The following is a 24,531-nucleotide window of genomic DNA, read 5'->3' as shown; positions in this document are numbered from 1 at the left end:
GCATTACAATAGGCTTAATCCGCAAACTCTGCATTTCATGAAGGATCAGTGCCGGATGGCGAATGTTTCAGCAAAGAAGATGCCGAGGGCGCAGAGGCGTGATCAGCTTCTGGACACGGCTCTTTGTATTGTCCGCGAGCAGGGCACGGATGCACTGACGCTCGGCTTCCTGGCTGAACAGGCAGGCGTAAGCAAGCCTATCGCCTATGAGCATTTCGGAACGAGAGCTGGCCTGCTGATTGCGCTTTATGAAATGTTGGATCAGCGGCAGGTCGATGAACTCATCGCGGCCATCAAGGGAACGCCGAAGCAGCTCGAGGATGTCGCGCGGGTCATGAGCGACGCCTATATGGCGTGCTACCGATCCATTGGCCCCGAATGGTCGGCGATATCGGCGGCGCTCAAGGGTGACGAGGCGATGGAGAAATTTCAGGCAAGCCTGATCGACAGCTATGTCGATTTGTATTGCTCAACCCTGGCGCCGTATGCGGCTCTGCCGCGTACAGAACTTCGTCTGCGTTGTGTGGGAATTATCGGTGCCGCAGAAGCAATTTCAAGGGAGATGGTCCGTGGGACCATCAGTGAAGCTGCGGCTGCAGCCGTGCTGCAGTCGCTGATCGTAAAATGGCTTTCCAGCTGAATTCCGGTTGTCAGTTTGCCGGTACAGGCTGTGGTATGGGGCTGCCTTTGCTGTGCTTGCTCAGCGTCAGCACCAATAGCGCTGCGATGAGGCACAAAATCCCAGCGATGAGGAATGCGGGCAGGTATGTCGCGTATTCGGTGCGGGCAAATCCACCGCCATAGGCTGCTGACGCTGCGCCCGACTGATGCCCGGCAAAAATCCATCCGAAGACGAGCCCGGCCTTTTCGCGGCCGAAACGATCCGTGGCAAGCTTCACTGTCGGCGGGACCGTCGCGATCCAGTCGAGACCGTAGAACATGGCAAAAAGTGACAGGCCGTAGAAGGAGAAATCGGAATAGGGCAGGTAGAGCAGCGAAAGGCCGCGCAGGCCGTAGTACCAGAACAGCAACCAGCGATTATCCACCCGGTCGGACAACCAGCCTGATCCGATCGTGCCGAAGAAATCGAAGAAGCCCATCATGGCGAGAACACTGGCAGCGCCCACAGCAGCAAGGCCATAATCGCCACAAAGCGCAACGAAGTGTGTGCCGATGAGCCCGTTGGTACTCGCACCGCAGACGTAAAAAGTGGCGAACAGCACCCAGAACGTGCTGCTGCGGGATGCCTCCTTCAACACAAGAAGCGGCATGGTAATCAACGAAAGCAAGCCGCCGGTCATTGGCAGTGTGGCCGCAATTTCCTTGTCGCCATAGGCTGGCAAGCCGACATCTGACGGCCGGTCGCGCATCAGGAGGAAGACGGCAACGACCGCAACAATCAACATTGCGCAGATCAGCATGATTGCCGTCCGCCAGCCATAATGGTCGCTGAGCGAGGCCATGAGCGGCATGAACACCAATTGTCCGGTAGCGGAGCTGGCGGTCAGCATGCCAAGCACAAGGCCGCGCCGTTCGGTAAACCAGCGCGTGGCGACGGTAGCACCGAGCACCATGGCCGTGAGACCCGTGCCAAACCCGACGACAATGCCCCACAGGAGAATCAGCTGCCAGATCTTTGTCATGGCCAGTGAGGCAAACAGGCCCGCGGTAATAAGTGTCAAAGCAACCCAAACCACGCGCCGGACACCGAAATAATTCATGAAGGCCGCTGCAAATGGACCCATGAGGCCGAAGAGAAGCAGCCGGATAGAGAAGGCTGTGGCAATCTGCTCGGTCTCCCAGCCAAATTCCTTTTCCAGCGGCACAATCAAGACACCAGGCGCACCGACGGCTGCGGCGGTCACGAGCATGGTGAGAAAAGTCACGGCAATAACCACCCAACCATAATGGACATTGCGGCGGGCGAGCGAGGCAGCGAGGGGTGAAGAAATCATGTCCGGTCTTTCAGGGAAGGGCGCGTTATTGCTAACTCAAATCAACGGCGCTGACGAGAGGTCGAGCAGATCAAGTTTTCCACCTGCCAGTCTTTGTCTCGTACGGGTGTTTGCCAGCAATTCATGCGGTGCGCCGAGTGGCATGGCGCTCACTTTGTCCAGCCGTTCAACATGCTCATTTGTAAGAACGAGCGACGTCGCGGCGATGTTATCGTGAAATTGCTCCAGAGTTTTTGGACCGATTATTGGCATAACGTTCTTGGCGGCAACCCAGGCGATTCCAACCTGGCTCGGTGTCGTTTCAAGCTCGGCCGCAATCGCAAGCACTTCATCGATGATCGCTGTTCGCTGAGCGCTGTTTTCATGCTGGATCACCGCGCCGAGGCCGGTCGCGCGGCCCTCTTCGCCCTTGCGATACTTACCTGTGAGCAAACCTCCCCCGAGCGGCGACCAGCCAACAGTCCCAAGGCCGAAACCCCTGGCCATGGGCAGCAATTCCCGCTCTGCACTGCGTTCGACAAGGCTATATTCGGTCTGCAGACCAGCAACTGGCGTCCAGCCGCGCATTGACGCGATCGTCGCGCCACTGGCAATGCGCCACGCTGCGAAATTGGAGAAACCCGTATAGATTATCTTGCCCGCGCGAACGAGATCGTCGAGCCCGCGTACAATTTCCTCGATGGGCGTCATCTCGTCGGACATATGTACCCACAGCAGGTCAATGCGGTCTGTCTTCAACCGTCTCAGGCTGGCTTCAACAGCCTGGATCATGGATTTTCGGCTGTTGCCGACGACGGAAAGGCCGGGAGTTGCCGAGGCGCCGTGCGAATACTTGGTAGCGAGCACGAAATTATCGCGCTCGGAAGCGACGAATTCGCCAATCATGCTCTCAGACTGACCGAATTGATAACTGTCTGACGTATCGATGAAATTGCCTCCGGCTTCGACGTAGCCGTCGAATATCTGCTTCGCTACGTCCTGCGTCGACCCGTAGCCCCAGCCGGTGCCGAAATTTCCGGTGCCCAGCGCAAATTCTGAAACACGAAGCCCAGTGTGATTGCCAAAGAGTTTGTAGCGCATGAACTGCTCCTCATCGCCGGCATTTGCTGCAAAGCGAATTTAAATGATGATCGTAATGATTGACTATAAATGACGACCATCATATAAAAAGTCAACACTTGTTTTGAAAGGAGTTCTCCATGCGCGTGAGCAGGGAACAGGCTGCAAGAAATCGCGAGCGGATTATCGATGTCGCCAGCCGCGAATTTCGCGAGAAGGGATTTGACGGTATTGGCGTCGCGGATGTGATGAAGAGCGCCGGGCTGACCCATGGCGGCTTCTATGGGCATTTTTCGTCCAAGGACGATCTTATTGCAGAGGCCTGCGCCGCTTCAATGGATCGTTCGGTTGAAAAATGGTCGAAGCTTGCCGAAACATCGCCTGGTGCGGCATTTGCCGCGCTTACCAATTCCTACCTGCAGAAAGCGCATCGGGACGACGCGGCGACTGGCTGCACAATGGCAGCCCTTGCGCCCGATATTGCCCGACAGAGCGGAGCGGTGCGTAAACGTTTCACACAAGGTATGCGTGCCTTGCGCGACATCCTTGCCAAGGCAATTCCGGGACAATCCGAGGCGGCCAGGCGTGAGAAAGCCCTTGCCACGATGGCGGGGCTTGTCGGCACGCTCGTTCTGTCGCGTGCCGTTGATGATCCTGAATTTGCCGACGAAATCCTGAGAGCAGGGCAGACGGTATTCGGCGAAAAATAGCGCCTTATTATCGCCCCGGACGTCCCGTCTTACCGGGACGGCGCTTTTTGCGCGCGTCGCCAGCATCCTCATAGGAGCCTGCGCCCGTTCGCTCGCGGCGGATGATAGTTTGATCGTTCCGGTTCGTTCCGGTATAGGCCGGCTTTTCTGGAATGTTGCCGATAACCGGTTTTTCCGTGCGTCCGACGGTCATCTCATCGAGGGAGTTCTTGCGGAATACACCGGCTCCAAGCGGACGTGTCGTATCGCCGCCCATCTCGTCGAGATGCGGCTTTCGAAAGAGAGCTGAGCCCTTGTCGTCCTCGTCGGTCACGACCCGATGCATAGCGCGACCGGCATTGTGCCTGCCCTTGGTGCGTCCCGTAACCGGGCTCTCCATCTCGACTTCCCGCGCCATCGGATCGTCCGAAATCGCCAGTTCCATCTCGCGCAAACGCTTGATCTCGTCGCGCAAGCGAGCGGCGACTTCGAAATCGAGATCATCTGCGGCGTCGCGCATCCGCTTCATCAGATGTTCAAGATGAGCCTTAAGATTGTTGCCTATCATAGCGCCGGATTCAGAAAAATCGGAAATATCGGCGCGAACGTGATCGCGTTCATAGACACTGTTTAGAATGTCGCCGATATTTTTCTTGATGCTGGCGGGCGTAATGCCGTGTGCAGTGTTGTAGGCTTCCTGCTTCTCGCGGCGGCGGTTGGTCTCTGCCATCGCCCGCTCCATCGAGCCGGTGACATGATCAGCGTAGAGTATGACCTTGCCGTCGACGTTACGCGCGGCACGGCCAATGGTCTGGATCAACGATGTTTCCGAACGTAGAAAACCTTCCTTGTCCGCATCCAGAATGGCAACAAAGCCACATTCTGGAATATCGAGACCTTCACGCAGCAAGTTGATGCCTACAAGCACGTCGAAAGCACCGAGGCGCAGGTCGCGCAAGATCTCAATGCGTTCCAGAGTGTCGATGTCCGAGTGCATGTAGCGAACGCGGATGCCCTGTTCATGCAGGTATTCGGTCAGGTCTTCGGCCATACGCTTGGTCAGCACTGTTACAAGGGTTCGATAGCCTTTCGCCGAGGTTTCGCGAATCTCACCAAGGACGTCATCCACCTGCGACTTGGCTGGCCGCACTTCCACCGGCGGATCGATCAGCCCGGTCGGTCGAATAACCTGTTCGGCAAATACACCGCCCGATTCCTCCATTTCCCATGTGCTGGGCGTTGCCGAGACGGCAACGGTCTGCGGACGCATGGCATCCCATTCCTCGAACCGCAGTGGGCGGTTGTCCATGCAGGAGGGCAGGCGGAAGCCATATTCGGCAAGCGTTGCCTTGCGGCGGAAGTCGCCCTTGTACATGGCGCCGATCTGCGGAACGGTCACATGACTCTCGTCGATGAAGACGAGGGCATTGTCCGGGATGTACTCGAACAATGTGGGTGGTGGCTCACCCGGCTTGCGGCCAGTGAGGTAACGCGAATAGTTTTCAATGCCGGCGCACGAGCCCGTCGCCTCCAGCATTTCCAGATCAAACGTGCAGCGTTGTTCAAGCCGTTGCGCCTCAAGCAGTCGTCCGGCAGCATTCAGCTCAACAAGGCGGTGTTTCAGCTCCTCCTTGATCGACTTGATCGCCTGATTGAGCGTCGGTCGCGGTGTCACATAGTGCGAGTTCGCATAGATCTTGACCGAGCGCAGGTCGCCGGTCTTCTGGCCCGTCAGCGGGTCAAACTCGGTTATCGCCTCGATCTCATCGCCGAACATGGAAATACGCCAGGCACGGTCTTCCAGGTGGGCTGGGAAGAGTTCGATCGTATCGCCGCGCACCCGGAACGAGCCGCGGGTGAAATCCATCTCACGCCGCTTGTACTGCTGCGCCACCAGATCGGCGAGCAAGGCGCGCTGGTCGAGACGGTCGCCGATCTTCATTTCGAAGGTCATGGCCGTGTAGGTTTCGACCGAACCGATACCGTAAATACACGACACCGAGGCGACGATGATCACGTCATCGCGTTCCAGAAGCGAACGGGTAGCCGAGTGGCGCATCCGGTCGATCTGCTCGTTGATCGAGGATTCCTTCTCGATATAGGTATCCGAGCGTGGCACATAGGCTTCAGGCTGGTAATAATCGTAGTAGGATACGAAATATTCCACGGCATTGTTCGGGAAGAACGATTTGAACTCGCCGTAAAGCTGCGCTGCCAATGTCTTGTTTGGTGCCAGAATCAGCGCCGGCCGCTGTGTTTCTTCGATGACCTTGGCCATGGTGAACGTTTTACCGGAACCTGTGACACCAAGTAGAACCTGTGTCTTGTCGTCATCCTTGATGCCGGAAACGAGATCCTGGATGGCTGTTGGCTGATCGCCGGATGGCTGGAAATCGGTTTCCATGCGTATCTGGATACCGCCTTCGGATTTCTCGGGACGCGCCGGCCGGTGCGGTTGCCACGCCATACCATTTTTAAATAGCGGATTGCCGCTTTCGATCAGCGCGGAAAGAGCTGCGACCGTCGCCGTAGCGCCGCCCGGCATGATATTGCCAGCGTCTTCCAGACCTATGTCGAGCCCGGCCACTGGGTTGAGCCCTGCAGCAGCGCGGGTCTTCGGATCGGTTGATCCGCCAATAGATGTGCCGCGTGAGGTCCGCGACGCACTAGATTGGCTGTTTCCGGCCTTCTTCGGCTTTGAGACTTTTGGCCTGGATTTCGCCGTCTCCTCGGAGATCTGCTGTGCCCAATCGCTGATCGAACCGGACAGCGCAGTGCCTTCCAGTTCGGATTGAGGCGCTTCGCCGAAACCGTCCGCGTTATATTTGTCGGGAGATTTAACCATAGGTTGAATATGGGAGGAGTCAGGCAAAATGGAAAGAGTGGAGTTTCGAAAAGTCGATCTCCTGGACACACCTCCTGACACAAGGTTGTCAGGAGGTGTCACCATTCACCGGTGCAATCGTCATACCCTAACGCCGGAATATATTATCGCGATGGTAGCGCAAGAATTCGGGGTGAGAGGGGTCGCTATCACCGTTCGGCAGATTTATTCGTCCGGATTCAATGAACAATCTATCGATCTACGGTTGGAAATAATGATGCGATCTCAGGATTCGGTAATCGGCATCGATCGATGTTAGCCCCTTGTCAAACATCCAATGAAGGCAACGGGAGAGTGCGATGCCGTTGCTCACCGAGTCCGGTCCGCCGGCTTCGACAGGCATTATGTGCGCAGATTCGATTTCGTAGGTGCCGTCCGGGGCATGCATTGAGACGCCGGTCATGGCGCATTCCATGCTATATGCCTCGCTGACTATTTGCCTGAAAGCCCGGTCACGAAGCGAGCGCGATGCCAAAATTCGCGTTCGTTCCAAAGAGGCAGGCGGATCTTCCGAGAAAACCCACGGGCACATCGCCGAAACGGGCATTTCTTCCTCAGTCAAGAAGGTTGGCAGACCAGTCACCATAATCTGCTTGAAGTTGTCGTCGGTTATTGCCCGGACCGACTGCTGGGCGAGCGAGGCGTTCACCGAGCCGTCAGTTTCTTGCATAGCTTTCTCGAAATACAGATTCTTGCCGAAAAATGGATCTAGCAGGCTAAAAGGTACAGATACTGGAAACTCGACATATTGCTCAAGAGCTGCTTCGGAATGACCAGGAATATCCGTGGTATAAATATCGACTGCGCGCTGCAGCGAAATATCCGTATCGCTCGTTTGCCTGCCCGCGGCATAGGCTGATAATAGATGACCCAGTCGCCTAACGTATTTATGACTATGTGCTGATATTTATCGTTGAAGTAGAAGCGCCGTTCCAGGCAATGATTGTTGTCTTCTCTTGATTTGATATGAATAATTGCTGCCATGCGGCGAAAATCCCGGAATTGAAACGAAAACTTGCTTCAACATGTCGATCGCCGGAATGAAGTAAAACGCATTCGGAATTGTATTTTCTAGAGCTGCTCAATCTGGAATGGCAATCGCCAAACGCTTGCTAGCCATAGCGGAGCTTAAGGCCGAGGATCGTGAGGATGAGCAGAAGGGTAATACCGTTGGCGGCTATGACCGGCCACGAACTGATCATCATTCCATAAACCAGCCAGAGGAATACACCGAGCACGAGCGAGATATTCGTCACGAGTGAGATGCCTGCCGTGTCTCGATATCGGACAATCCGCATGATCTGCGGTATCCAGCACAGGGTGGTAATCACCGCAGCAAGGCTGCCGATAAGCTCGATATGGAGAGGCACGGAACGATCTTTCAAAGGGAGAAATGCAATTGATATATGAGCGAATTCTTCTGAAAAATACAGCGGAATCATGACGCAAAGTTCGTGCGCGACAAATTTATTATTTGCGCGCTCTTAAGCACTATTGTACTGCGCCCAGCAGCCTTGCGGGAAGGTAGACTACCGGCGATGCCGCGCCGGTAATCGCGGATGTTCCGTCGGCAAGGACAGCCCGTTCCGTCGGCGTCTCATCGCCTTGAAGTATCCGTTGCGTCAGCTGCCCGCTCTCCGACATTGCCATCAACGTCGGAGAGCTGGCGAAGACGCCATGAGCGCCACCGTCAAGTTCTGATGCGTCGAGGACAATAATCCCTAGTTTCTGCAGCATGGGAATGCTGGAGCCGTCGCCAACCCGCGGGTTGGCCATGAATAGTGAACGGCGACCGCGGGAAGATCATAGTCATAGGCGATTTGAGCCTGACGAAAGACGCTGTCGGCAAAATTATTGTTGCAGCCGTGAACGATAATGAAGACTTCACGCTTGTCAGCGGGGCGCTTTGCGAGTTCGGCGTTGATCTTGTCGATGAATATCTGCCCGTTGTCATAGGGCTGAAATGTTGTGGTTGCAAAATGGTGCGCCGAATTTGGCTTGTGGCTCGACTTCTCCACCTCGCCGTTCTTGTGCGTGGGCGGAATGCCGATATCGACACGAGCGAAGTTTAGTGTCGGCGAGCGTTTTGAAGAGTAGGGCAGGGAAAGATCATCCGCACGCTGACGGCCGGTCGCAACGAAAATCGGTACGACCGCTTTCGGACCGGTCTTGTCATTGGTGGCGGGGGCTGGAACCGTGGCATTGGCTTTGACAACATTGCTCGGGTCAAGGCCAAGAACAGCGCGCGCCCGTACCCGGAAAGCATAATAATGACGAGCAAGAACGCTGGCAGGCGCGAAACAGTCATGGCCCAAACCCCCAACCGCAATCGTGCGAGTTAGAAACAGTATTCAGCTAACGCGGCAACCGAAAAGCGATGACGGACAGGGCCTCGAATACCCGGTAGCCTATGGGCGTGACATTTTTCAACACCTGTCCGATCGAGGCGCTATCAAACAATCAGAGGATCGCGCCCCATGTTGAGGTGGAGCTCATGGCCGTTATAGGCATGGGCTACTGCGACATCTTCGTTCAATTCCACGCCAAGACCGGGCTGCGATGACGGGATGATATAGCCATCTTCCCACTGAATCGGTTTCGTCAGGAGATCTGCGTGGAATCCGCCGAAAGCCTGGATGCACTCCAGAATGAGGAAATTCGGGCTGCACGTCGAAATTTGAATGTTTGCTGCGCCGACAATGGGGCCGCAATAGAGATGCGGCGCAATCTGCGCGTGAAAAGTCTCGGCCATGCCGGCAATCTTCTTGGCTTCAAGGATGCCGCCGACGCGCCCAAGATCCATCTGCAATATATTGGCCGCGCGATTTACCAGCAGGCGTTGAAATTCATATTTTGTCGTCAAGCGTTCGCCCGACGCAACGGGGATCGATGTGTGCTGCTGCACATAGGCCATATTTTCCGGCATGTCCGGAGGTACGGGTTCTTCGAACCATAGCGGATCATAGGGTTCGAGCCTCTTTGCAAGTCGCACCGCGCTCGTGGGTGTCATTTGGCCGTGAGTGCCGAACAGCAGGTCGGCCTTGGAGCCTACCGCCTCACGGACGAGGCGAACGAATTTCTCGCCGAGATCAAGCTGTTCAAGCGAAAGCTGGCGCGGATCAAACGAGGTGTAAGGGGCTACCGGATCAAATTTCACGGCGGTATAGCCTTGCGCCACATATTCTGCGGCTCGCCCTGCCGAAGCTTCGGCATTCCAGTAGATGGCGGATGTCTCGCCGAGTTCGGGCTTTGGATAGAGATAGGTGTAGCTGCGGAGCTTCTCGTGCACCTTGCCGCCAAGCAATTCATAGACCGGCTTGTCGGCTTCTTTGCCGATGATGTCCCAGCAGGCCATTTCAAGCGCCGAAACCGCGCCCATGATCGTTACGTCGGGGCGCTGGGTAAATCCGCCCGAATAGGCACGGCGGAAAAATTTCTCGATATGATGTGGGTCTTCGCCGATGAGCCAGCGTTCCGCGACATCTTCGATGATCTTGGCCATGACTTGCGGGCTGACGGTCGAGTTGTAGGATTCGCCATAGCCAACAACACCCGAATCGGTGGTGAGCTTGACGAAAAGGAACCAGGTGCCGCCAAAGGACGGTGGCGGATTGCCAACCACGAAGGTTTTGACATCGGTGACTTTCATGGATCCCTCCGGATTATTGTTTCTCGGACAGATTAGGCCGCGCCCCAAGCGATCCTGAAACCGCGCAACGACTCGCTATGTCGGGTTTCCGACAGTTCTTGCACGTGGCCTCTTTTCAATCCGGTTGCCGCACCGCATCATGAGCGGAACCTGCAATCACTGATGGAGACCGCAGTTGACCGAAGAGACAAAGCCGATTGGCGAACTGACCATACGTACGCTCGCGATGCCGGCTGACGCCAATGCGGCAGGCGATATTTTCGGTGGCTGGGTCATGGCGCAGATGGATTTGTCGTGTGGAATACGGGCGGCAGAACGGGCGAGGGGGCGCGTGGTGACGGCAGCGGTCAAGGAAATGTCTTTCGCCAAGCCAGTAAAGATCGGCGATACCCTATGCGTCTACACGCACATCGCTCATGTCGGCCGTACCTCGATCATTTTGAAGGTCGAGGCCTGGGCGCAGCGCTATCTCTCGGATCTGATGGAGCTGGTCACCCATGCAGATTTCGTCATGGTCGCGCTCGACAAGAGCGGCAAGCCCACGCCAGTGCCGGCAGCCTAGCCGTTAACTCCGGCTGCCGATCATATACTTATCCCAGAACCCTGCTTCCGCTTCGGTCTGTTCGACTATGTCGACCCAAAGGCCGGAAGGATCATGGAAACCAAAACGTCGCTGACCGAAGGGTTCATCCGTAAGCGGATACTCGATCTCTAGGCCTGTTGCGCTTATCTTTTCAAATGCGGCTTTGGCGTCTTCGACCTGCAGCTCGAAGCACATGCCCTTGCCGCTGAAATTATCGGGGCCGGGCGGGGCGGAGGGATGATCGGGGGTCATGAAAGCGATCGAGGCCGACTGATCCTGCGTGGTGAGCCAGGAGATCCAGGTGCTGTCGAAGCCGCTAACAAACCCCAAATGCCTGATCCAGAAGTCGCGGCATGCTTCCTTCCGGTTGGTGACGATAATCGGGTAGCGGTCGGTGAAGCGCATTCGGCGATCTCCTGTGATTTGCAGACGAGGTATTAAACAGGACAGCGAAAGCGGGTGACAAGGGTCGTTTGTCAGGAGTTATGATAGGAATATGTTCTCAGACTGAGAACATCGGTCGCTTTATGATCAGGGCAAACGCCATTGATCAGCAGGATTTCGCCTTCGGAATTATCGGCCCGCAATGCCAGAATGGCCTGATATTCCGGGGATTGATACCAGGCACGGGCCTGCTCAAGGTCCGGAAATTCAATTACGATCAAGTCGCCCGTCCAGTTACCCTCCTTAACCAGCGGTCTGTCTCCGTGGATGATGAAGCAGGCTCGATCGTTGCATCAATCCCTTGAAGATAGGTAATGATTCCACGACCCATTCGGACATTTCGCAGATGACCAACAGCATAGGCTGACATGTCTTTTCCTCGTTAAATCAACAACCTCTGCAACTATGATGATGCAATTCGTCGAAGGGCACGATTACCTTTGAGGTAAGTGCAATGGGTTGGGTTGGGGATTTCAGCGCTGCCGGCATGACAAACCGTTTGAAATGCAGCTAATCTTGATCAAAATCCTTTGCCATTTCGGGCAAAAAGCTTTTCATTTTCGGCAAAAGTTGTTTGAAAAATTGGGGCGGAAGAGTGGCATTTTTCGGGGCAATTCAAGACTACTCCCGTAACCGTGATGAGGCAGACGGCGCGAAAGTCGATTTCGTCGAGCTGTTTTTCGATCTCGTTTTCGTCTTCGCGATTACGCAAATCTCGCATTTCCTTTTGCATGATCTCAGCCTCATGGGTCTTGCCGAAAGTGCATTGCTGCTGGCTGCCATCTGGTGGGTCTGGGTCTATACAACCTGGGTGACCAACTGGATGGATCCAGCAACGCCCCCTGTCCGGGCCATGTTGTTCGTGCTGATGCTGGCAGGGCTCATACTCTCAACCTCAATTCCGACGGCCTTTGCCGGCCGCGGTCTGGTGTTTGCGCTGGCATTCGTCTTCATGCAGCTAGGCCGATCAGTGTTCATGATCTGGGCGGTACGTCACCACAATCCGTCCAATTACCTGAATTTCCTGCGTATCACAGTCTGGCTGGGTATTTCCGGCGTCCTCTGGATCGCTGGCGGCATAGCCGAGCCGGAGCATCGGATCGTCTACTGGGCAGTTGCCCTTGCTATTGAGCTGGCTGGGCCCGCTTTTGGCTTCTGGACCCCGACGCTTGGCAAGTCGACGACCGCCGATTGGGATGTCAGCGGTGATCATGTGGCGGAGCGCGCTGCGCTTTTCATCATCATCGCCCTTGGCGAATCGATCCTCGTATCCGGTGCAACCTTTGCCGAACAGGAATGGAACGCCGTGTCGTTTTCAGCATTTCTCACGACCTTCGTCGCGTCAGTGGCTATGTGACTGGTTTATTTCAACGTTGGCCAATCGGCCGCACATCATAAAATCGCTGCTACCGATGACCCGGGCAGGATCGCGCGCATTGCCTACACATATGTTCATATTCTGCTGGTGGCAGGCATTATCGTTGTGGCTGTCTCGGACGAACTCGTCCTGGCTCATCCGCTCGGCGATTCGGACGCGGCAACAATCTGGACATCCATTGGCGGCACGGCGCTCTATCTGATCGGGAATCTGCTGTTCAAATTCTATGTTGCCGGCAGACCGCCACTTTCTCATCTCGTTGGTCTCGGCCTGTGCGCGATCCTTGCCTTCTTCGCCCGCGATCTCTCACCGCTGGTGCTCGGAATTGCGACAAGCGTTAGCCTGATCATTGTTTCGATATGGGAATATTTTGGCCAGGCGGAAGCCGATCATCCAGTTGAGCCATGAGCACCTGCAGCCGTTTCAAATTGATTTGAACGCCTCATCCGACCGCGTCGCGGCCATTTTCTCCATGAGAATTAAGGGCGAACGCTTCCATCTTTACTTTAGCGGCATGCGCGGTGGCCGCTACGGCGTTGCATCAGATCGAAATGAAAATGGGTGCTGTGGAACCTGTCATAGCCGGGGCCGAGGACCGTGGTGAAATAATCGCAGGCGTCGGAGCGAACGGAGTTCAATAATCCCCGCTGGCGGAAAGCGAAGAAGCCCGGTCTCTGAACCTTGATTTCAGTGCCATTGTTGAGTGTGATCCGGTCAATATCGAGCGCATTGCCTTTGGAATGTTCAGACATGCGTCTACCGGGCTGACTGCTCATGGTCCGGCAGGAATAGCTCGACGCCTGGTGAATCGTATTGATTCCTGAAAGATAGCGCAGGCGCGTGGAGGGCAGGAGATCGCCCTTGACCCAACGTGCAAAAGCAAGCGTCATCTGGCAATTCAACGTCGCGCCGGGCTGCAGTCGTATTCTGCCGCTCGAGAATCCGCTGACAGTGATTGGGTGATCGATCCGGCATACGCCACCATCATTGATGGGTTGACGTTCCTGAAAGACCACACCGAGCTGTTTCAGCTGCGTCCGGCAAGCGATGTCGCTGCCTGACATTGCATAAATGCTTTCGCCGCGCGCGACGGGATCTGGAATAGTGGCATATCCGTAGCTTTGATCGTAACTTTCCTCGCCTTCATCCTGCTGACCTTCGGGAACGGACATTGGCTGGGCAGCCTGGCTTTCGGCCTGCTGTGTGTCCGGAACCGATAGTGGTTGGGTTTCCGGGCCAGCAACCTGTTCGCTGTCGGGAACGACGAGTGTCTGGGTTTCCTCACTCGCTACCTGGCGACTCTCCTCGCTCGCTAGCGACTGATCCGCCACGGACGGGTCCGAGCCGTGGCCCACATCAACCATCGGGCGCCGGACGTCACCCATACCGCAACCGCTCAGAGCGGTGAATGAGCTAAGGACGAGCACGATCGAAAGGCGCTTCAGGCGCAAAGCGGACGACAACGCAGAACTCATGTCACCACACCCCATTTGCCTGATACACAGGCGGATGCAGCTAAAAATAGAGACAAATTGTAAAGGAAAGGTCAGCGCGACAATTAACGCCTAAGTCGGGAATGTGGCGCTGTTTTCCTTTCAAGTGGCTTGATTTTGCTGCAATCAGCGGTGCAACTGCGTCGCCAAACCCCTCGTTTGCCCTCTTCGTCGAAAGTCACCCCATGGCAAACCGTATCGGCCACACTGTCTATTCAACGGCTGAACTCAAGACGATGCAGCAGGTGATCACGCTTTCTGTTTTCAGCGTTTTCTCGGTGTTCTACCTGAAGGAATCATTCACCTGGCAGCACGTCGCCGGTTTCGCATTGATCGGCGGTGGTGCGACCTTGATTTTCAAGGCCTGACCTCGGCCCTGCTGCGCAATGCGGGGACCAGTTCAACTGTGATCATGGCGAAGAATATGAGTGCGCAGCCGATCGTCCCCTGAAATGACATGCGCTCTCCCAGCATAAGCGCGCCGAAAAGCGCTGCGAACAGTGCTTCGGAAGAAAGCATAATGGCGGCCTGAGGCGCCGTCGTGAAGCGCTGCCCAACGGCCTGCAGGGTGAATGCGATACCGGACGAGAAGATGCCGGCGAAGAGAATTTCGGGTGCCGCCGCAATAATCGAAAAGAGTTCGGTGCGTTCGGTTCCGACAACGATGATCATACCCAGGACGCCGCAAACGATAAACTGCACGAGAGCCAGCATAATCGGCCTGCCGCTTCTGATGGCAATGCGATTGATGAATATGATCTGCAGTGCCCAGAAAGCGGCACAGGCTACGGTCAGCCAGTCGCCAACTGCCAGTCCATCGAGGTGCCCGCCGGACAAAAGGTAGATACCTGCAAGCGCAGTCAAGGCGCAGGGCCACACGACCGGGTGGGGCCATTGGCGGAAAAGCAATACGGCGAGGAAGGGCACCATGACCACGTAAAGTCCGGTCAGGAATCCGGCGTTTGTGACAGATGTGGTCATTATCCCAACCTGCTGGAGTGCAGCGCCGGAGAATAAGAGAACGCCAATGAAGAAGAATCCATAATAATCCGCGCGTTGCAGCTTTTCCGGTGCATTCCTGGCTTCACGAACCGCAAAAGGAGCGACGGTCACGGCCGCGAGCAGAAACCGGAGTGCAACAAACATGAAGGGGCCGACGCTTTCCATAGCGCTAGACTGTGCGACGAAACCGAGCCCCCAGATGGCTCCAGCTGCAAGCAGCAATATATTGGCACGGCTGTGCGTCATGATTATCCCATTGATTTGCACGATTGCTCCAAAACCGCGATGGGATGTCTATAGATTGCAATTTACGGCGGCAAGGGGATCCGCGTCAGGTTCCTGACGCACGTGTCAGTCTGATGATCTTTCCATCATCTTCGTCTGTGAGCAGATAGACCGAGCCATCGGGCGCCACGCGTACATCGCGTATGCGTCCAAATTCACCTTTCAAGATGCGTTCTTCGCTTTTTATGGCGCCTTTCTCGTCGCGATCGAGGCGTACGAGCATTTCATATTTCAGAGCGCCGAGGAGAAGATCGCCTTTCCATTCGGGGAACATCGAGCCCTCGTAGACCACCAATCCTGAAGGGGCGATCGACGGATCCCAATAACGGAGTGGTTGTTCGTAGCCTTTGGCGTGGGTGCCCACGCCAATCTTGGCACCGGAATAGTCCTTGCCGTAGGTAATAACCGGCCAGCCATAATTCCTGCCTGCCTGGGGCTGGTTGAGTTCGTCACCGCCCATGGCGCCGTGTTCGATCGTCAAAAGTGATTTGGTGACTGGATCCCAGGCCGCGCCCTGCTGATTGCGGTGACCTTTGGACCAGATCTCCGGCAGTCCCTTCTTGCCGTCAGCAAACGGATTGTCCTTGGGAATGGTGCCATCGGCGTTAACGCGAAGCACCGAGCCGGCGTCGTCCTGGAAATCCTGGGCGCGGTCCCTTTCACCCTGATCGCCGATCGTCACGAACAACGTGCCATCCGGGGCCACAAGGATGCGTGAGCCAAAATGCACTGTTTTCGTTGTCGGCTTCTTTACCGAGACCAGCACCTTCACATTCTCAAGCGCAGCCCCGTCTTCGTCGCGAACGAGCCTGGCCCGCGCCATCACTGTCGCGGCGCCTTTTTGACGGGGCTCGGTGTAGGCAAAAAAGATGATCCCGCTTTTGGCAAAATCGGATGCGAGGGCGACGTCGAGAAGGCCACCTTCACCACGGGCAACGACCTTGGGGACATTTGCAACGGGCTTTGAGAGCCGGCCCTGCTTGACGATGCGCATGGTACCGGCGCGTTCGGTTACCAGGAACGCACCGTCGGGAAGAAAAGCCAGGCCCCACGGATGATCGAGCCCGCCTGCTATAGTGTCAGCCGACAATGTAAGGGTTTCGGTTTTGAAATCCTTGGCAAAGGCAGGTGGAGCAAGGACCAGGATTGCCGCCAGTGTAGCTGCACATACGGTGGTCAATGTCGGTTTCATGGCGATCACCTCCTTCGCCCAACAACTGGAAGCTGCATTTTGTACATATTCCCTTGATCCGGTCGTCTCACAGTGGCGTGAGGTGCCAGCGGTCGCCCCATTCACCTGAACGGATGAAGGGTATTGATGCGACATTTTCCACTTTCTTCGTGAAATTGCCCGAAACAATGCTATATTGGGGAACGAATGACTGAACGGTTCCGAGGTCTTGAGCTTCGGTGGCCGTTTTCTTTTTGTGTCGCGCGGCCCCGATGGGTTGCCGTACGACATTGACTACGAAAGGAGAGGGCATGGAAAAGGTCCCGATGACTCAGGCTGGATTCGACAAGCTCAAGGAAGAGTTGCGCTGGCGCCAACAGGAAGAGCGGCCGCGCATCATCCAGGCAATTTCGGAAGCGCGCGCCCATGGCGACCTTTCGGAAAATGCCGAGTATCATGCCGCCAAAGAAGCACAGAGCCACAATGAAGGTCGCGTGGGCGAGCTCGAAGACTATACCGCTCGTGCCGAAATCATCGATATTTCCAAGCTTTCAGGCGACAAGATCAAGTTCGGCGCCACGATTCATCTGATCGATGAAGATACGGAAGAAAAAAGGGTCTATCAGATTGTTGGTGATCAGGAAGCTGATCCCAAGGCTGGTCGCATTTCCATTTCGTCGCCGATTGCGCGTGCGCTGATCGGCAAGACTGAAGGCGAGACGATCGAAGTCAACGCACCCGGTGGTGCCCGGTCCTACGAAATCATCGGCTTTAGCTTCGTCTAGCCTTCGTGCATGATTCCCTAAGCAGCGTCGAGGTGATTGCTCCGAATTTCAAGCGCAAGCTTTCCGGAGTCACCTCGACTATCGTTCAACTTATCCCCCTGCAGCGTGCAAACGGCCTAAAGATCGTCACGATGGGACCGGGACTGCCCGCCGATCTGCCCAATATTGGATGGACGTCGCTCCCGGGCCTTTGGTTCAAGCCGAGGACAAGGCCGTTCCGCATCTGGCACGCACGCCGCAACAATGAAATGGTTGCAGGCATTTTCATGCGCTCGGTGCTTCGCATGAAGTTGAAACTCCTGTTCACCTCCGCCGCGCAACGCGACCATAAGCCCTTCACCAAATGGCTGATCCGGCAGATGGATGGCGTGATTGCAACGAGCGGCAAGTCAGGCAGTTTCCTGAAAGTGCCACATAGGGTGATCATGCATGGCGTGGACACCGAGCTGTTTCACCCGCCAGCGGACGATCAGGACAATTTTGCTGCATCAGGACTCCCAGGCCAATACCTGATCGGTTGTTCAGGGCGTATCCGGCCTTCGAAAGGCACGGACCTCTTTGTCGATGCGATGATCAGCCTGCTGCCGCGCTATCCGCAATGGACAGCGGTGATGACCGGACGCACGACTGCGGAGCACAAGGGTTTCGAACAGGCACTGCGCGACAAGATTGCACGGGCTGGACTTAGCGATCGTCTCGTGTTCCTCGGCGAGGTGCCCGACGTGCGGCTGTGGTATCGCAGGATGACCCTCTACGTGGCGCCTTCACGCAATGAAGGTTTTGGCCTGACGCCGCTCGAGGCCATGGCATCGCAGACGGCTGTGGTGGCAAGCGATGCGGGTGCCTATGCGGAAATGATTGAGCCCGGCACGGGAACGGTCGTTGCCGCGGGGGACGGCGATGCGCTCGAGCGGGCGATTGTGCCCTATATTGCCGATCCGGCGATGTGCGAGAGGGTTGGCAAGGCGGGGCTCGTGCATGTCAGGGAAAAATTCCCGCTGCAAAAGGAAGCTTCAAGGATCCTCGACGTTTACGAGCAACTATTCGCCTGCGGGTCGAAGCCGTGACCGTCACGGCATTTGTCATTCATTTGAGGCGTGCGACGAAGCGCGGCGAACATGTTCGCGGGTTGATCGAGCGCTTGCCTGTAAAGGCGGAGATAGTCGATGCGGTGGACGCGCTCGACATGAGCAACACGGACATTGACGCCGTTTATAAACGCTCGCTGCATCGCCCCCATTACCCGTTTGAGCTGCGCGTTTCGGAAGTCGCCTGTTTCCTGTCACATCGCAAAGCCTGGCAGACGATCGTTGATCGCAATCTCGATGCGGGGCTTGTGATCGAGGATGATGTTGACATGGACGACGCTGGCTTTGCCGCGCAATTGACGCTGGCATTGGAGGGCATGAAGTCAGGCGATTATATCCGCTTTCCGCGCTGGTCGAGAGGCGAGAAGGGGCAGGAAATCGCCAAAGAGGGCGTCAACAGCATTATCGCACCCGAATTGCCGGGTCTTGGCATGCAGATGCAGCTCGTCGGGCGCGATGCAGCGAAGGCACTTCTGACGGCAACGGAACGCTTTGACAGGCCGGTTGATACGACGATCCAGATGCGCTGGCTGCACCCGATACGGGTCCTCTCAGCACGGCCAATCACCATTCGCGAGATCGATTTCAATCTGGGCGGAACGGTGGTTCAGGGCAAGAACAAGACACTGCTCGGCCGGCTTGGGCGGGAAATCCTGCGGCCCTATTACCGCGTCACTTTGTATTTCTACAGTCGGATGCGCGGTTAGAGCACCATCAGTGGTTCGTTCTTCACCGAACGGATTGTCAGCGAGGTGCGAACCGAATCGACATTCGGTGTCGATGTCAGCTCTTCGATGACGAAATTCTGGAAGGTGCTGAGGTCGCTGGCGACGCAATGGAGCAGGAAGTCAGACTCGCCCGATACCATCCATGCCCGGCGCACCAGGGTCCAATCTCTGGTCTTCTCGGCAAAGCTTTTCAAATCGGCGTCGGACTGGCGATGTAGGCGGATCATGCAGAACGCCACAATATCCTGCCCCAGTATCGAGCCGTTGAGGATCGCCCGGTAGCCCTGGATGACGCCGCTCTCCTCAAGTTTGCGAACGCGCCGCAAACAGGGAGGCGCCGAAATGCCGACGCGTTCGGCCAGCTCCACATTGGTAATACGGCCATTGTCCTGCAATTGTTTCAGGATCTTCCAGTCGATCGCGTCGAGGTCCGCCGTCAAAGGCATATTCTATCCTGTCCCAAGAGAATTGTGGTCACCATATGCGATTCCCCGTGCTGTGTAATGTATCCCGCGCCGGTTGCAAACAGCTTCAACATCAGCGGCTCCAGAAACGGCGGGTGAAGAGGATGACAACTGGGATGATTTCGAGCCGCCCAGCCAGCATGAGATAGCTGAGGACGATCAGCGAGGGATCTCCAAGCGTCGAAAAATTCCCTGCGGGCCCGATCGTCTCGCCAAAACCCGGCCCGACATTGGAGAGAGCGGTCAATGCGCCGGTAAATGCCGTGCCGAGGTCGTTGCCGAGGATCGTGAGCATGGTGGCCCCGATCACCAGGGAGGACATATACAGGAAAATGAACAGTAAAGCGGATTGGGCGACGTCCTGTGTGATTTCGGACCGGCCATAGCGCATTTTTATAATGGCATTGGGCATGATCAAGCGGGTCAGACTTGAAGATGCCAATTGCCACAGAATGATAAGACGATTGATCTTGATACCGCCGGAGGTCGAGCCCGAACAACTGCCGATGAAGGTGACCAGGAAGAAGATACCAAGCGCTTCGGAACCCCAGCGCGTGTAATCCTCCGTGGCAAAACCCGTTGTGGTTATAACAGAGACCAGGTTGAAGGACGCCGCAATCAGTGCGTCGCCGCTGCCGATACCGGTCTCGACCTTCAAGGCGATGGCGAGGAAAACGCTAAAGCCTGTAATTATGATAAAAAACAGGGTCACCTGCGGATCGGCGAAGGATACAAGCCGCTGCGGCATCACTGCCTTTATGTAGAGCACGAAGGGCAGGGCGCCGAGGATCATGAAGATCGTTGCGATTATCAGGATCGCTCGGTTGTGGGCGTAGAAACCGAGGGAAGCATCATGCGTTGAAAAGCCGGCTGTCGCCACCGTGGTCATACCGTGATTAATGGCGTCGAACATCCCCATTCCAGCCGAGAAATAGAGCAATGTGCATGCCAGCGTCAGACTGACGTAGGCAAGAATGATACCTGTCGCGATCTGGTGGATGCGTGGCAGCACCTTTTCCGATTTGTCAGAGGATTCCATATGCAGGAGTTGGATGCCGCCAACCCGCAGTGATGGCAGCAGCAACAGGCCCAAGCCGACGAAGCCCAGACCTCCGAACCAGCAAAGGAGAGAACGCCACATCAATATGCTGCGCGGCATGGCATCGAGCCCTGTCAATACCGTTGCTCCGGTGGAGGTTATGCCGGACATGGATTCGAAGAATGCCTTGGCGAAGCTGATTGGTAGGTCCGAAAAATAGAGGGGCAGTGAACCCAGCGCGGCGGCTGTCAGCCAGATTGCGACAATCAGCAAAAAGCCTAGGCGTGGCGTGAAGCGGATCACGGGATTGCTGGTGGCGAGGCTTACCAATCCGCACAAAACAGCGGTGAAGATCGCCGATTTGACGAAGGCGGTCCAATCGCGAGTGCCGGCATGAAGGTCGACCAGCACGGGAATAAGCATGGCCGCCGCCATGACCAGGCCAAATCGAGCGCAAATGTTGATGATGGTGCGAAAAATGGAGTGAACCTCGGGATCGCATTTTTGACATCTTATGCTTCATAACCGGTTCCGGCAGGCGGTACAACGTGCTGGAAGCATCGCAATGCAGCATCAAGCTGTGGCTAACCCGCCTATGTTGTGCACAGACCTTGCAACAAAGGGGTCTGAACCACTACTTTATGGCGATTGAAAGCGAACCTCGGTTCGTGCCACCTATCGTATGCAGAGCTGATACCAACTCAAGGTCTTGTTATGTCACAGCGCCATGTGCCCGTTCTTATCATCGGTTCCGGTCCCGCCGGTTATACGGCGGCGATCTATGCGGCCCGCGCAAATCTGAAACCGCTCATCGTGGCCGGTCTGCAGCAGGGCGGTCAGCTGATGATCACCACCGATGTGGAAAACTATCCGGGCTATGCCGATACGGTGCAGGGACCCTGGATGATGGAGCAGATGCGCATTCAGGCGGAGCATGTCGGCGCCGAGATTACTCACGACATTATCACGGAAGCCGATCTTTCTGTCCGTCCGTTCAGGCTCGTCGGCGATGGCGGTACGCAATATACCTGCGATGCGCTGATCATCGCAACGGGCGCGCAGGCGAAATGGCTCGGTATTCCTACAGAAGAGGCCTTCATGGGCTTTGGCGTATCGGCTTGCGCGACCTGCGACGGCTTCTTCTATCGTAACAAGGACGTGGTCGTTGTTGGCGGCGGCAATACGGCCGTTGAAGAAGCCCTCTACCTTGCCAATCTGGCTAAGTCGGTCACGGTCGTACATCGCCGCGATCAGTTCCGGGCCGAAAAAATCCTGCAGGATCGTCTCTTCCGCAAAGAGAACATCAGGGTCATCTGGGACAGCGCTATTGACGAGATCACCGGCACGGAAGCCAAGCCGCCGCTACCCGCGTCGGTGTCAGGCGTTCGCCTGAAGAATGTCAAGACCGGCGAAACGACCGAACTGGCCACAGATGGTGTTTTCGTGGCGATTGGCCATGCGCCGGCCGTTGAGCTCTTCAAGGGGAAACTCAAGCACAAGCCGAATGGCTATCTCTGGACTGCAGCGGATTCAACCGCAACCGATGTCCCGGGCGTCTTTGCCGCCGGCGATGTCACGGATGATATCTATCGTCAGGCGGTCACCGCGGCTGGAATGGGCTGCATGGCAGCTTTGGAAGCTGAGCGTTGGCTTGCTGCCCAGGAACCAGTGCGCCAAGCTGCTGAATAGCAGCCACTAATTTGGAGCTGGCCGCGGGCTGCGCGGTCAGAATGGGGAGAGAATTGCGCGATGTCGCTTGATTGGGACAAGTTGCGAATATTTCATGCTGCAGCGGAGGCAGGGTCGTTCACCCACGCCGCTGAGACATTGCATCTGTCGCAATCAGCCATTTCCCGGCAGGTAAGTGCACTTGAGCAGGACGTTGGCGTTCCACTCTTTCATCGCCATGCGCGCGGACTTATCCTCACCGAGCAAGGCGAAGTTCTCTACCGCACCGCCCACGAAGTATTGATGAAACTTGAAAACGTCCGCTCACGCCTTACTGAGAGCAAGGACCGACCATCGGGCAAACTACGCGTAACGACAACGGTCGGCCTCGGCTCAGGCTGGCTGATCGAACGCGTGCAGGAATTCATCGAGCTCTATCCCGAAGTTCAGCTGCAGCTGCTGCTCGACAATGAGGAGCTCGATCTGACCATGCGCCATGCGGATTGCGCCATCCGCTTGCGCCAGCCGCAGCAGCCGGACTTGATCCAGCGGCGGCTCTTTACCGTGCACATGCATGTCTATGCCTCGCCGGCCTATATTGCGAAGTACGGCAAGATCGAAAGTATCGAAGAGATCGATTCGCACCGCATCGTCAGCTTTGGCGAACCTGCGCCCTCTTACCTCACTAACCTGAACTGGCTGGAGGTAATCGGCCGATCCGATGGCAATTTGCGGCCGGCGGTGCTGCAGATCAACAATCTCCTGTCGATCAAGCGGGCGATCCAGAAGGGCGTCGGCCTTGGTGTTCTGCCGGACTATATGGTGGAGAAGGATTCGACGCTGGTACGGCTGCTGCCCGAGATGGAACTGCCGTCCTTCGATACGTTCTTCTGCTATCCGGAGGGAATCAAAAACGCTGCCAAATTGCACGTGTTTCGAGATTTCCTTTTCTCGAAAGCACGTACCTGGTCGTACTAGACCCTCCTATCGGCGCTTTTTCAAAAAGTATTTCTTTCTAAATCAGCGCTTGCCGGCAGCATGGATTTACCCATTCTGCGAATATCCCTCGCTAGCATTCCAATTTTGCAAGGATATTTGCCGGTATGCGTTTCGTGCATGGGTGCGTTGCACAAATGGATGTTGCGATAAAGGGTCAAAACCCTCATATCCACGTCACTTGCCGGTGCGTCTCCTCCTCCCATTGCGCGCCCGCAAGTGTTCCCCTCTGGAGGTTTCGCCGGAAACGGCATCCTTCAAAACTTAAGGCCGGGCAATTGTCCGGCCTCTTTTCTTTTCAGGGGTGAGTTTATAGCGCATCAGCGATAAAGCGGTTCGCCTTCCAACCCCGTGTAGAGCGAAGCAACCTGTTCGGCGTAACCGTTGAACAGCAGGGTTGGAACTGTTTGCCCAGTATGCAGCACGCGCTCCAGTGCCTGGCTCCAGCGCGGGTGCGCAACCTCGGGGTTAACATTGGCCCAGAATCCGTATTCGTTCGATGCCAGACCTTCCCAGAAACTTACAGGGCGTTCATTGGTGAAGGTAATCTTGCGGATGGACTTTACTGATTTGAATCCGTATTTCCACGGCAGGGCGAGACGTATCGGCGCGCCAAACTGATTGAGCAGCGGCTTGCCATAAGCGCCCGTCACGACGAAGGCCAGATCATTAGCGGCTTCAGACATGGTGACGCCTTCGACATAAGGCCAGGTATAGAGAAAGCCGTTCTGTCCGCTTGCCATAGACGGGTCGTTGAAGGTCTCGAAGCGGATGTATTTCGCCGACGAGGCCGGTTTGGCCAGTTCCACCAGCTTTGCAAGGGAAAAACCCGTCCACGGAACTGTCATCGACCAGGCTTCAACGCAGCGATGGCGGTATAGGCGTTCTTCCAGCGGAATTTTTGCTTCAAGATCTGCAAAGGCAATCGTGAAGGGCTTTTCGACCATTCCGTCGATTTCAATATCCCACGGATTGGTGATCAGGGTCTGTACTTCCGTCCAGATGTCCTTGTCGCCGCCGAACTCGTAGAAATTATTGTATTTCGAATTGATCTCTTCGGGCGTGAGGCTGCGATCCAGCTTGTAGACCGCATTGCGCTTTGCCGGATAGAGGGCAGGATTGCCTGCCGGCTTCTGCTGAGATGCTGCGTGCGCTGATTTCGGCCGCGCTG

Annotated in this window: 24 protein-coding genes and 2 pseudogenes; 10 read left to right on the top strand and 16 right to left on the bottom strand. The window is 56.0% G+C overall.

The window, feature by feature from the left end:
* A partial coding sequence (locus AAAC48_RS23590; RefSeq protein ID WP_340656523.1) for a TetR/AcrR family transcriptional regulator occupies positions 1 to 640 on the top strand: 640 nt, incomplete at its 5' end.
* 10 nt (positions 641 to 650) lie between these two features.
* Here AAAC48_RS23590 and AAAC48_RS23585 read toward each other — a convergent pair.
* Together AAAC48_RS23585 and AAAC48_RS23580 are read right to left on the bottom strand one after the other, a co-directional pair.
* Positions 651 to 1,955, bottom strand: coding sequence for an MFS transporter (locus AAAC48_RS23585; protein WP_340656522.1), 1,305 nt, complete (start codon positions 1,953 to 1,955; stop codon positions 651 to 653).
* A 36-nt stretch (positions 1,956 to 1,991) separates the two neighbouring features.
* The gene (locus tag AAAC48_RS23580; protein WP_340656521.1) at positions 1,992 to 3,035 is read right to left on the bottom strand and encodes an aldo/keto reductase; all 1,044 of its coding nucleotides are present in this window, start codon (positions 3,033 to 3,035) and stop codon (positions 1,992 to 1,994) included.
* A 119-nt stretch (positions 3,036 to 3,154) separates the two neighbouring features.
* Here AAAC48_RS23580 and AAAC48_RS23575 point away from each other — a divergent pair, with 119 nt between their 5' ends.
* The gene (locus tag AAAC48_RS23575; protein ID WP_340656520.1) at positions 3,155 to 3,724 is read left to right on the top strand and encodes a TetR/AcrR family transcriptional regulator; all 570 of its coding nucleotides are present in this window, start codon (positions 3,155 to 3,157) and stop codon (positions 3,722 to 3,724) included.
* A 7-nt stretch (positions 3,725 to 3,731) separates the two neighbouring features.
* Here the strand turns inward: AAAC48_RS23575 and uvrB are convergent, their stop codons facing one another.
* From uvrB to AAAC48_RS23545, 6 genes are all read right to left on the bottom strand, one after another.
* Positions 3,732 to 6,548 (bottom strand): excinuclease ABC subunit UvrB, encoded by a 2,817-nt coding sequence (gene uvrB / locus AAAC48_RS23570; RefSeq protein WP_340656519.1) that lies wholly within the window; start codon positions 6,546 to 6,548, stop codon positions 3,732 to 3,734.
* Positions 6,549 to 6,786: 238 nt separating this feature from the next.
* Positions 6,787 to 7,236: an HNH endonuclease gene (locus tag AAAC48_RS23565; protein ID WP_340656518.1), complete on the bottom strand. Its 450-nt coding sequence runs from the start codon at positions 7,234 to 7,236 to the stop codon at positions 6,787 to 6,789.
* Positions 7,237 to 7,699: 463 nt separating this feature from the next.
* On the bottom strand, positions 7,700 to 7,957 hold the full coding sequence (locus tag AAAC48_RS23560; protein WP_340656517.1) for a SemiSWEET transporter: 258 nt from the start codon (positions 7,955 to 7,957) through the stop codon (positions 7,700 to 7,702).
* A gap of 121 nt (positions 7,958 to 8,078) precedes the next feature.
* Positions 8,079 to 8,324 (bottom strand): hypothetical protein, encoded by a 246-nt coding sequence (locus tag AAAC48_RS23555; protein WP_340656516.1) that lies wholly within the window; start codon positions 8,322 to 8,324, stop codon positions 8,079 to 8,081.
* Positions 8,309 to 8,902 (bottom strand): alpha/beta hydrolase, encoded by a 594-nt coding sequence (locus AAAC48_RS23550; RefSeq protein WP_340656515.1) that lies wholly within the window; start codon positions 8,900 to 8,902, stop codon positions 8,309 to 8,311. The genes AAAC48_RS23555 and AAAC48_RS23550 overlap by 16 nt, the downstream gene beginning before the upstream one ends.
* 137 nt (positions 8,903 to 9,039) lie before the next feature.
* Complete coding sequence (locus tag AAAC48_RS23545) at positions 9,040 to 10,236, bottom strand: mandelate racemase/muconate lactonizing enzyme family protein (RefSeq protein WP_340656514.1); 1,197 nt, start codon at positions 10,234 to 10,236, stop codon at positions 9,040 to 9,042.
* A 226-nt stretch (positions 10,237 to 10,462) separates the two neighbouring features.
* On the opposite strand from AAAC48_RS23545, the gene AAAC48_RS23540 reads away from it, so the two are divergent.
* Positions 10,463 to 10,798, top strand: a complete 336-nt coding sequence (locus AAAC48_RS23540) for an acyl-CoA thioesterase (protein WP_340656524.1) — start codon at positions 10,463 to 10,465, stop codon at positions 10,796 to 10,798.
* A gap of 3 nt (positions 10,799 to 10,801) precedes the next feature.
* Here the strand turns inward: AAAC48_RS23540 and AAAC48_RS23535 are convergent, their stop codons facing one another.
* Together AAAC48_RS23535 and AAAC48_RS23530 are read right to left on the bottom strand one after the other, a co-directional pair.
* A complete protein-coding gene (locus AAAC48_RS23535; protein ID WP_340656513.1) occupies positions 10,802 to 11,224 on the bottom strand; it encodes a VOC family protein in 423 nt (140 codons plus the stop codon).
* A 71-nt stretch (positions 11,225 to 11,295) separates the two neighbouring features.
* Positions 11,296 to 11,484 carry a DUF1330 domain-containing protein gene (locus AAAC48_RS23530; RefSeq protein WP_340656512.1) on the bottom strand — a complete coding sequence of 63 codons (189 nt, stop codon included), beginning with the start codon at positions 11,482 to 11,484 and terminating at the stop codon, positions 11,296 to 11,298.
* Positions 11,485 to 11,858: 374 nt separating this feature from the next.
* Here AAAC48_RS23530 and AAAC48_RS23525 point away from each other — a divergent pair.
* Positions 11,859 to 13,049: pseudogene (locus AAAC48_RS23525) on the top strand (low temperature requirement protein A).
* 98 nt (positions 13,050 to 13,147) lie between these two features.
* Here AAAC48_RS23525 and AAAC48_RS23520 read toward each other — a convergent pair.
* The gene (locus AAAC48_RS23520; protein ID WP_340656511.1) at positions 13,148 to 14,116 is read right to left on the bottom strand and encodes an extensin family protein; all 969 of its coding nucleotides are present in this window, start codon (positions 14,114 to 14,116) and stop codon (positions 13,148 to 13,150) included.
* A gap of 206 nt (positions 14,117 to 14,322) precedes the next feature.
* Between AAAC48_RS23520 and AAAC48_RS23515 the strand changes: the two are divergent.
* Positions 14,323 to 14,502 (top strand): annotated as a pseudogene (locus AAAC48_RS23515) (DMT family protein); the annotation flags it as partial.
* Here the strand turns inward: AAAC48_RS23515 and AAAC48_RS23510 are convergent.
* Both AAAC48_RS23510 and AAAC48_RS23505 read right to left on the bottom strand, forming a co-directional pair.
* The gene (locus AAAC48_RS23510) at positions 14,492 to 15,382 is read right to left on the bottom strand and encodes a DMT family transporter (RefSeq protein WP_340656510.1); all 891 of its coding nucleotides are present in this window, start codon (positions 15,380 to 15,382) and stop codon (positions 14,492 to 14,494) included. The pseudogene AAAC48_RS23515 and the gene AAAC48_RS23510 sit on opposite strands and share 11 nt — an antisense overlap.
* 85 nt (positions 15,383 to 15,467) lie before the next feature.
* Positions 15,468 to 16,613 carry a PQQ-dependent sugar dehydrogenase gene (locus AAAC48_RS23505; RefSeq protein WP_340656509.1) on the bottom strand — a complete coding sequence of 382 codons (1,146 nt, stop codon included), beginning with the start codon at positions 16,611 to 16,613 and terminating at the stop codon, positions 15,468 to 15,470.
* Between the two features lie 290 nt (positions 16,614 to 16,903).
* Here AAAC48_RS23505 and greA point away from each other — a divergent pair, with 290 nt between their 5' ends.
* From greA to AAAC48_RS23490, 3 genes are read left to right on the top strand one after another with little or no spacing between them, the layout of a single operon-like run.
* Positions 16,904 to 17,377, top strand: coding sequence for a transcription elongation factor GreA (greA, locus tag AAAC48_RS23500; protein ID WP_340656508.1), 474 nt, complete (start codon positions 16,904 to 16,906; stop codon positions 17,375 to 17,377).
* Positions 17,378 to 17,382: 5 nt separating this feature from the next.
* Entirely contained in the window at positions 17,383 to 18,444 is a 1,062-nt protein-coding gene (locus AAAC48_RS23495) for a glycosyltransferase family 4 protein (protein WP_340656507.1), read from the top strand.
* Positions 18,441 to 19,172 (top strand): glycosyltransferase family 25 protein, encoded by a 732-nt coding sequence (locus tag AAAC48_RS23490; RefSeq protein WP_340656506.1) that lies wholly within the window; start codon positions 18,441 to 18,443, stop codon positions 19,170 to 19,172. The genes AAAC48_RS23495 and AAAC48_RS23490 overlap by 4 nt, the downstream gene beginning before the upstream one ends.
* Here AAAC48_RS23490 and AAAC48_RS23485 read toward each other — a convergent pair.
* Together AAAC48_RS23485 and AAAC48_RS23480 are read right to left on the bottom strand one after the other, a co-directional pair.
* Positions 19,169 to 19,639, bottom strand: a complete 471-nt coding sequence (locus tag AAAC48_RS23485; protein ID WP_340656505.1) for an Lrp/AsnC family transcriptional regulator — start codon at positions 19,637 to 19,639, stop codon at positions 19,169 to 19,171. The two genes, AAAC48_RS23490 and AAAC48_RS23485, sit on opposite strands and share 4 nt — an antisense overlap.
* A 91-nt stretch (positions 19,640 to 19,730) precedes the next feature.
* Positions 19,731 to 21,131 carry a TrkH family potassium uptake protein gene (locus AAAC48_RS23480; protein ID WP_340656504.1) on the bottom strand — a complete coding sequence of 467 codons (1,401 nt, stop codon included), beginning with the start codon at positions 21,129 to 21,131 and terminating at the stop codon, positions 19,731 to 19,733.
* A 279-nt stretch (positions 21,132 to 21,410) separates the two neighbouring features.
* On the opposite strand from AAAC48_RS23480, the gene trxB reads away from it, so the two are divergent.
* Positions 21,411 to 22,385: a thioredoxin-disulfide reductase gene (gene trxB, locus AAAC48_RS23475; protein WP_340656503.1), complete on the top strand. Its 975-nt coding sequence runs from the start codon at positions 21,411 to 21,413 to the stop codon at positions 22,383 to 22,385.
* 60 nt (positions 22,386 to 22,445) lie between these two features.
* Entirely contained in the window at positions 22,446 to 23,342 is an 897-nt protein-coding gene (locus tag AAAC48_RS23470; RefSeq protein WP_340656502.1) for a LysR family transcriptional regulator, read from the top strand.
* A 338-nt stretch (positions 23,343 to 23,680) separates the two neighbouring features.
* Here AAAC48_RS23470 and msrP read toward each other — a convergent pair.
* Positions 23,681 to 24,531, bottom strand: an 851-nt coding sequence (gene msrP, locus AAAC48_RS23465) for a protein-methionine-sulfoxide reductase catalytic subunit MsrP (protein WP_340656501.1), incomplete at its 5' end; no start/stop codon positions are given.

This window comes from Phyllobacterium sp. (genome assembly GCF_037994405.1).
Taxonomy (GTDB): Bacteria; Pseudomonadota; Alphaproteobacteria; order Rhizobiales; family Rhizobiaceae; genus Phyllobacterium.
This window is presented reverse-complemented; position numbering and strand designations above follow the sequence as displayed.